Here is a 7,052-nt window from a genome sequence, read left to right as displayed (position 1 = left end):
TGCATCTTGCGCAGGTTCTCGGCCTCGCGGGCCTCCTTGACGGCCACGGCGGCGGCGTACTTCTTCTGGGCCGCCTCCAACAGGTCGAGGCGCTGCTTGGCCTTGGCCGCCACGTCGCGGGCGGCCTGGGCCGCGGCGACGGCGTTCTCGGCCTGGACCTTGAGGATGGCCACCTGGCGGCGCACCGCGGACAGGTGCGACTGGACCGCCTTGCCCTCGGCCTCCTGCGTGGACAGCCGGCGCAGGGCGCCGTTCTGCAGGCGCATGACCGTGTCGACGAGCACCACCCGGGTGGCGAAGTCGTCGGGGCTGGTCGCGTTGAGCGCAACGGCGAGCTCGCCCATCCCGCCCTGCTGGTAGCTGCGGCGGGCCAGGTCACCGATGAGGTTGCTGGTCTGCTGGGTGTCCTTGGCGTTGGTCGCGAGCACGTCGGCCGCCTTGGCCTCGTTGGCCTTGGCGATGGCCAGCTGCTCGGCGACCTGCTGGTTGTACTTCTCGGCCGCCACGACCTTGGCCTGCGCGGCGGCCAGCTCACGCTGGGCGATCGGCAGCTCGGCCTGGGTGCGCTTGAGCGCGATGAAGGCGTCGGCGAGGTCCTTGGTGGTCTCGCCGAGCTGGCTGCGCAGCGCGGAGATCTGCTTGTCCAGCCGGGCCTTGTCGCCCCGGGTGTCGGCATTGCCGACCGGCGCGAGGGCAAGCCCCGCGGCGGTCGCCAGGACTGTCAGCAGCACGACCCACCGGCCACGGCGGAACCGGCGGGTGGGCGTCGTCTCGGGGGGTAGCGCGCTCATCGGCAACATTGCTACCACAGGTCACACCAGTCACAGGGGCATTCGCCCGGCGAGTTGACGATCTCTTGACCTGCCCCGCACGGCCGGGCACGCGGCATACCGGCCGGGCGAGGCGCCCGGGAAGGCGGTGGCTCAGACCCGCAGGTAGCGACGCAGGGTGAACCAGGAGGTGACCATCGCCAGGGCCGCTCCGCTGCCGACCAGCCACGGCGTCATGGCCCACACGTCACCGACCCCGACGAACCCGATCGGCAGGATCGTGGCCAGGAAGCCGGTCACGCCGTAGTGCACCGTCGCCCACAGCAGCCCGACCGCGAGGGCACAGCCGACGAGGGTGGCGATCACCGTCTCCATGATGAACGGCAGCTGGATGACGAACGCGGAGGCGCCGACGAGGCGCATGATGCCGGTCTCGCGGCGACGGCTGAACGCCGTCTGCCGGATCGTGGTGACCATGAGCAGGATGGCGCAGAGCACCATCGCCCCGGACAGGCCGACCGCGCACAGGCTCATGACGTTGAGCGCGGTGAAGAACTTGTCGAGCAGCGCACGCTGGTCCTGAACCTGCTCCACGCCGGGGGCGCCCTGGAAGGAGCTGGAGATGACGGCGTACTTGCTCGGGTCCGACAGCTTCACGCGGTAGCTCTCGGGCATCTGGTCGGGCTTGACGTTGTCGACGATCGGGCTGTTCTTGAACTGCACCTTGAACCGCTGGTAGGCCTCCTGCGGCGACTCGTGGAAGACCTCCTTGACCAGCGGCTTCATCTCGTCGAGCTGGCTCTTGATCTGCTGGCGCTGCTCGTCGGTGACCGGCCCGGCAGCGCACGAGGGCGTGTCGGAGTTGTTGGTGCACAAGAAGATCGAGACCTGGACGCGGTCGTACCAGTAGTCCTTCATGGTGTCGACCTGGCTGCGCGCGAGCAGGCCGAAGCCGAGGAAGAACAGCGACACCATCGTCACCAGCACGACCGAGACGGCCATGGACATGTTGCGGCGCAAGCCGATCCAGATCTCGCTGAGGATGAACTGCAGTCGCATCAGGGTGTTCGTCGCTTCCGGTTCGGTCGGGTGCGGGGAGGTGTGCCGGGTGCGCGGCTAGCGCTGGACGCCGTAGACGCCGCGGGTCTGGTCGCGCACGAGCGTGCCGTGGTCGAGCTCGACGACCCGCTTGCGCAGCTGGTCGACGATCTCGTCGTCGTGGGTGGCCATGACGATGGTCGTGCCGGTGCGGTTGATCCGGTCCAGCAGGCGCACGATGCCCAGGCTCGTCGTCGGGTCGAGGTTGCCGGTGGGCTCGTCGGCGATGAGGATCGCCGGCTTGTTGACGAAGGCCCGGGCGATGGCCACGCGCTGCTGCTCACCACCGGAGAGCTCGTGCGGCAGGCGCTTCTCCTTGCCCTCCAGGCCGACCAGCTCCAGCGTCTCGGGCACCAGGGCCTTGATGTCGTGGCGGCTGCGGCCGAGCACCTGCAAGGCGAAGGCGACGTTCTGGAAGACGGTCTTGTTGGGCAGCAGCCGGAAGTCCTGGAAGACGGTGCCGATCTCGCGGCGCAGCGCCGGGACCTTGCGGGAGGGCAGCGAGGCCAGCTCGCGCCCGGCGACGAGCACGTTGCCGGTGGTGGCCGCCTCCTCCTTGAGCACCAGGCGCAGCAGCGTCGACTTGCCCGAGCCGGACTGGCCCACGACGAAGACGAACTCCCCGCGCTCGACCTCCAGGCTGATGTCCGTCAGCGCCGGGCGCGAGGACCGCGGGTAGGTCTTGCTGACGTTCTCGAAGCGGATCATGCGCGGGAGGTGCCCTTGCCTGCTCGGGGACGGAAGCGGCATACCCACCCCGGCAACGGGGCCGGACATGCGCTCTCGAGCGTAGGCCCCCATCACCCTTTTTTCGGGGACTCCCGTGATCTCGGCGTGTGCGCCGCCGGCCGGGCCGCTCCCCGGTGCTACGCCTCGTCGCGCTCGGCGGCGCGCTTCCAGCGGATCCCGGCCTCGATGAAGCCGTCGATGTCACCGTCGAAGACGGCGCTGGTGTTGCCGACCTCGTGCTCGGTGCGCAGGTCCTTGACCATCTGGTAGGGGTGCAGCACGTAGGAGCGCATCTGATCACCCCAGCTGGCCTTGACGTCGCCGGCGAGTGCCTTCTTCGCGGCCTGCTCCTCGGCCTGGCGCTGCAGCAGCAGCCGGGACTGGAGCACGCGCAGGGCGGCGGCGCGGTTCTGGATCTGGGACTTCTCGTTCTGCATCGAGACGACGATGCCGGTGGGGATGTGCGTCATGCGCACCGCGGAGTCGGTCGTGTTGACCGACTGGCCGCCCGGGCCCGAGGAGCGGAAGACGTCGACCTTGATCTCGTTCTCGGGGATCTCGATGTGGTCGGTGGACTCGATCAGCGGGATCACCTCGACGGCGGCGAAGCTCGTCTGGCGGCGACCCTGGTTGTCGAACGGGCTGATCCGCACGAGGCGGTGGGTGCCGGCCTCGACCGAGAGGTTGCCGAAGGCGTAGGGCACCTTGACCTCGAAGGTGGCCGACTTCAGTCCGGCCTCCTCGGCGTAGGAGGTGTCCAGCACCGAGGTCGGGTAGCCGTGGCGCTCGGCCCAGCGCAGGTACATCCGCATGAGCATCTCGGCGAAGTCGGCGGCGTCGACGCCACCGGCGCCGGCGCGGATCGTCACGACCGCCTCGCGCTGGTCGTACTCACCGGCGAGCAGCGTGCGGACCTCGAGCTCGCCGACGGCCTTGCGCAGCGATACGAGCTCCTTCTCGGCCTCGGCCAGGGTCTCGGCGTCGCCGCCGTCCTCGGTGGCCATCTCGACGAGGACCTCGAGGTCGTCGATGCGCTGGTCCATGCCGGTGATGCGCTCGAGCTCGGAGTTGAGCCGCGACAGGCTCGAGGTGACCTCCTGGGCCTTCTCCGGGTCGTCCCACAGGTCCGGGGCCGCGGACTTCTCCGACAGGTCGGCGATCTGCGACTTCAGCCGGTCGAGGTCGGTGACCTGACGCACCGACTCCATGGTCGTGCGCAGGTCCTTCAGCTCAGATGCAAAGTCGGTGGTCGCCACGGTTGAAGGGTAGTCGAGCGGGGCGCCGCCTCCGACACGGCCGGGAGGGGACCATCGGCACTGCTGCTTGCGGTCGCGGCGGGTTGATGATGTTGCCACGTCAACCAGCCGGTCTCCGGGGGTGTCCCATGAGGGTCGTCCGCAGGCTTCTCGTCCTCCTTCTCGCCCTCGGGGTGGCGCTGCCGCTCTCGGCCCCCGCCGCCGGGGCAGCCACGCCGGCGGTCCCCACCCTCGTGGGCATCCGGGCCGCGCACCACCCCACCTACGACCGGGTGGTCTTCGACTTCACCGGCGGCCTGCCCGCCAGCCGACAGGTCACGTGGGTCACCCAGCTGCTGGGCGACGCCTCCGGGCTGCCGGTGCCGGTGGCGGGCCGGGCGATCCTGCGGGTGCGCTTCGCCGCCGCCAACGCGCACAACGCCGCGGGTCAGGCCACGGCCCCGTCCCGGGTCGCGTTCGCCCTGCCCAACGTCATGACGGTGGTCCAGTCCGGTGACTTCGAGGCGGTGACGACCTACGGCATCGGCGTGGCCAGCCGGCAGGCCGTGCACGTGTTCACGCTGACCAGCCCGAGCCGGGTCGTGGTCGACATCGGCGCGGCGTTCCCGACCGTGTGGCGCCAGGTGTGGTTCTTCAACCCGCCGCGGTTCGTGGCCAACACCGAGCCGTTCTTCACCCCGGTGCTGCGGCCGGTGCTGCCGCTGACCCCGGCGACCGGGCTGATGGACCGTATCTTCGCCGGCCCGACCGCCGCCGAGCGTGCCGCCGGCCTGCGGTTGCTCTCCTCGGGCGCCACGGGTTTCCGTGCGCTGAGCGTCTCCGGCGGGATCGCGCGGGTTCAGCTCACCGGCGGGTGCAGCAGCGGGGGCTCCACGGTGACGATCGCCGGGGAGATCCTGCCGACCCTGCGGCAGCTCGCCACCGTCGACTGGGTGAAGGTCTACGACCCGAGCGGCCACACCCTCTCCCCCACCGGCAACCGCGACTCGATCCCCGCCTGCCTCGAGCCGTGAGCCCGCTCAGCCCATGTGCTCGCTGCTGATCAGCCACTGGTCACCCCGCCGGGCGAACGTGAACACGTGGCGCTCGGTCGAGGTCGACCCGTCCTGGCGCACGTAGGTCAGTCGCGCCGTGGCGGTGCGCCCGGAGGCGTCGGCCTGGACCCCGCCCACCCGGACGGCGGCGATCGTCCGCCAGAACTGGTCGTAGCCCGATCGCCCTCCCGCGGCGGCCTGCATGCCGGAGGTCAGCTCCGGCCAGGTCACGTCGCGGTTGCCCGTGACGTTGGCAAAGTAGGACCGCACGAACTGCGACAGGCTGGCGTCGGTGGCGGGCGCCTGCGCCGAGGTGGTCGGCGACGAGGTGGGGGTGGTCGCGGACGGGCTCGGCGAGGCCGAGGCCGACGTGGTCGCACGGTGCGAGGGCGTGGACGCCTTCGGCGTCGAGGACGGCTTCGGGGGCGCCGCCGCCCCGGACCCCGAAGACAAGCCGCCGCGGTGGCTCAGGGCGTAGCCGCCCAGGAGCAGCAGGAGCACGAGAACCAGCGCGACCACCGGAAGCGCCTTGCCCCGGCGGCGGGTGTCGATCACGTCGCTGTCGTCGGACACCCCGGAGGTGTCGGCACCGGCGGCCGCCGGGACCGCCTCCTGCCGTCCGGTCGGCACCTCGCCCTGCCGCGCGGTCGGCGCGGCAGCGGTGGCGGTCGAACCGGCAGCGGCGGTGTTGGCGCCGGCCTTCCTCGCGCCTGAAGCGGCAGCGTCCGCCGCGCCGTCGGCCTTCGCCGGGGCGGCTTCGGCAGCGGAGGCGGCGGAGGCACCTGCGGCGCCCGCGACAGCGGCACCTGCCGCAGCACCGACGGCACCTCGGGCGACCGGGGCCTTCCACGGCCGGGTCGGCTCGTCGACGTCCCCGGCCGGCACCGCGGGCTGAACGCGGGTGGGCGGCGGGGTCACTGCGGCCTCGCCGCCGCGGGCGATCCGGGCGAGCTGCTTGGACGCGGTCGCCATGTCCCAGCGCTGGGCCGGGTCCTCGTGCATCATCGCGGCGAGGGCGGGCTCGAGGGGGCCGGCGTGCTCGGTCTCCCGCGGGCGCTGCGTGGCGATGGTCTGCAGCACGGCGATCGGGTTGGGCCGCGACTCGTAGGGCCCGCGGCCCTCCACGGCGGCGTAGATGGTGGCGGCGAGCGCCCACACGTCCGAGGCCGCGTCCGGATCGCCGCCGCGGGCGAGCTCGGGTGAGAGGTAGCCGGGGGTGCCGGTGACGAACCCGGTCTGGGTGAGCTGGTCGTCGCCGTGGCCACGCGCGATACCGAAGTCGCTGATCTTGGGCCGGCCCCAGCGGTCGATGAGGACGTTGGCGGGCTTGATGTCGCGATGGACGATGCGCCGCTCGTGGGCGCGCGTGAGCGCGCTGGCGAGCTGGGAGCCGATGTCGGCCGCGCGCTGGGGCGACAGACGCCCCTCGCGGCCGATCTCCTCGGCGAGGGTGTGCCCGTCGACGAACTCCATGACCAGCCACGGGCGGTCGTCGTGGTCGACGACGTCGTAGACGGCGACGGCGTTGTGGTGGTTGAGCGCCGCCGCGGCGCGGGCCTCGCGCATGGCCCGCTTCTTCTCGACGACGGACTCCCCTGGCAGCGCGCCGATCTGCTTGACCGCGACCTCGCGGCCGAGGACCTCGTCCCGGCACAACCAGACCGTGCCCATGCCGCCGCGACCAATGGCTCGCACCACGTGGTAGCGGCCGGCGATCCGCTGCCCTTCCATGGGGTCCTCTCTCTTGGTCTCAGTGGGCCAACCTTAGTTGGAGGCCCGCACGGCGCCGGACCCACCCTCGGGGTTGGCGACGACCCCGGAAATCATGTGCTGGCAACGCTCGCGGCGCACGCGCGCGCCCGCTCAACGCACCTCGGCGCGGGCGCGCGACTGCACAGTGATGGTGATGCTGTCACCCAGCGCGGACACCACCGAGGACAGCAGCGGGACCTGCGCGGTCCCCTGCAACCGCACCACCGCTGACTGCCCGTCCGGGCCGCCCGTGCCGGGCAGCAGTTGCCAGTCGGTGACCCCCTGCGGCAGGCCTTGGACCTGCAGGTATGCCGTGGCCCCGGCGCGCACGTCGGCGTCGCCGACCCGCAGCGACCGGTCCACCCCGTGGCGGTAGGTGCCGGCGGTCGAGCTTGTCGGCGCTGGCGAGGGCG

At 71.7% G+C, this 7,052-nt stretch carries 7 protein-coding genes; 1 reads left to right on the top strand and 6 read right to left on the bottom strand.

Annotated elements, in window-relative coordinates; all coding sequences use genetic code 11:
* From VF825_RS09090 to prfB, 4 genes are all read right to left on the bottom strand, one after another.
* Positions 1 to 791 (bottom strand): hypothetical protein (locus VF825_RS09090; protein ID WP_414695810.1); only part of this gene is annotated, 791 nt, incomplete at its 3' end.
* Between the two features lie 132 nt (positions 792 to 923).
* Positions 924 to 1,829, bottom strand: coding sequence for a permease-like cell division protein FtsX (ftsX, locus tag VF825_RS09085; RefSeq protein ID WP_331112405.1), 906 nt, complete (start codon positions 1,827 to 1,829; stop codon positions 924 to 926).
* A 57-nt stretch (positions 1,830 to 1,886) separates the two neighbouring features.
* Entirely contained in the window at positions 1,887 to 2,576 is a 690-nt protein-coding gene (gene ftsE, locus VF825_RS09080) for a cell division ATP-binding protein FtsE (RefSeq protein ID WP_141787497.1), read from the bottom strand.
* Between the two features lie 158 nt (positions 2,577 to 2,734).
* On the bottom strand, positions 2,735 to 3,853 hold the full coding sequence (gene prfB / locus VF825_RS09075) for a peptide chain release factor 2 (RefSeq protein WP_331112402.1): 1,119 nt from the start codon (positions 3,851 to 3,853) through the stop codon (positions 2,735 to 2,737).
* 128 nt (positions 3,854 to 3,981) lie between these two features.
* Between prfB and VF825_RS09070 the strand changes: the two genes are divergently transcribed.
* Positions 3,982 to 4,866, top strand: a complete 885-nt coding sequence (locus tag VF825_RS09070; RefSeq protein ID WP_331112399.1) for an AMIN-like domain-containing (lipo)protein — start codon at positions 3,982 to 3,984, stop codon at positions 4,864 to 4,866.
* Between the two features lie 6 nt (positions 4,867 to 4,872).
* On the opposite strand, the gene VF825_RS09065 is transcribed toward VF825_RS09070, so the two are convergent.
* Together VF825_RS09065 and VF825_RS09060 are read right to left on the bottom strand one after the other, a co-directional pair.
* Positions 4,873 to 6,618: a serine/threonine-protein kinase gene (locus VF825_RS09065; protein ID WP_331112397.1), complete on the bottom strand. Its 1,746-nt coding sequence runs from the start codon at positions 6,616 to 6,618 to the stop codon at positions 4,873 to 4,875.
* A gap of 132 nt (positions 6,619 to 6,750) precedes the next feature.
* Positions 6,751 to 7,002 (bottom strand): hypothetical protein, encoded by a 252-nt coding sequence (locus VF825_RS09060; protein WP_331112395.1) that lies wholly within the window; start codon positions 7,000 to 7,002, stop codon positions 6,751 to 6,753.
* Between the last annotated feature and the right edge of the window lie 50 nt (positions 7,003 to 7,052).

Source organism: Oryzihumus sp. (genome assembly GCF_036391795.1).
In the GTDB taxonomy this organism is placed as follows: Bacteria; Actinomycetota; Actinomycetes; order Actinomycetales; family Dermatophilaceae; genus Oryzihumus.
The sequence above is the reverse complement of the archived record's forward strand: the minus strand, read 5'-3'. Positions and strand labels throughout refer to the sequence as shown.

Bases quoted from the DNA above. Each gene is read 5' to 3' on its own strand.
- VF825_RS09065 (WP_331112397.1), bottom strand. From the start codon at position 6,618: ATGGAAGGGCAGCGGATCGCCGGCCGCTACCACGTGGTGCGAGCCATT.
- VF825_RS09070 (WP_331112399.1), top strand. From the start codon at position 3,982: ATGAGGGTCGTCCGCAGGCTTCTCGTCCTCCTTCTCGCCCTCGGGGTG.
- ftsE (WP_141787497.1), bottom strand. From the start codon at position 2,576: ATGATCCGCTTCGAGAACGTCAGCAAGACCTACCCGCGGTCCTCGCGC.
- ftsX (WP_331112405.1), bottom strand. From the start codon at position 1,829: ATGCGACTGCAGTTCATCCTCAGCGAGATCTGGATCGGCTTGCGCCGC.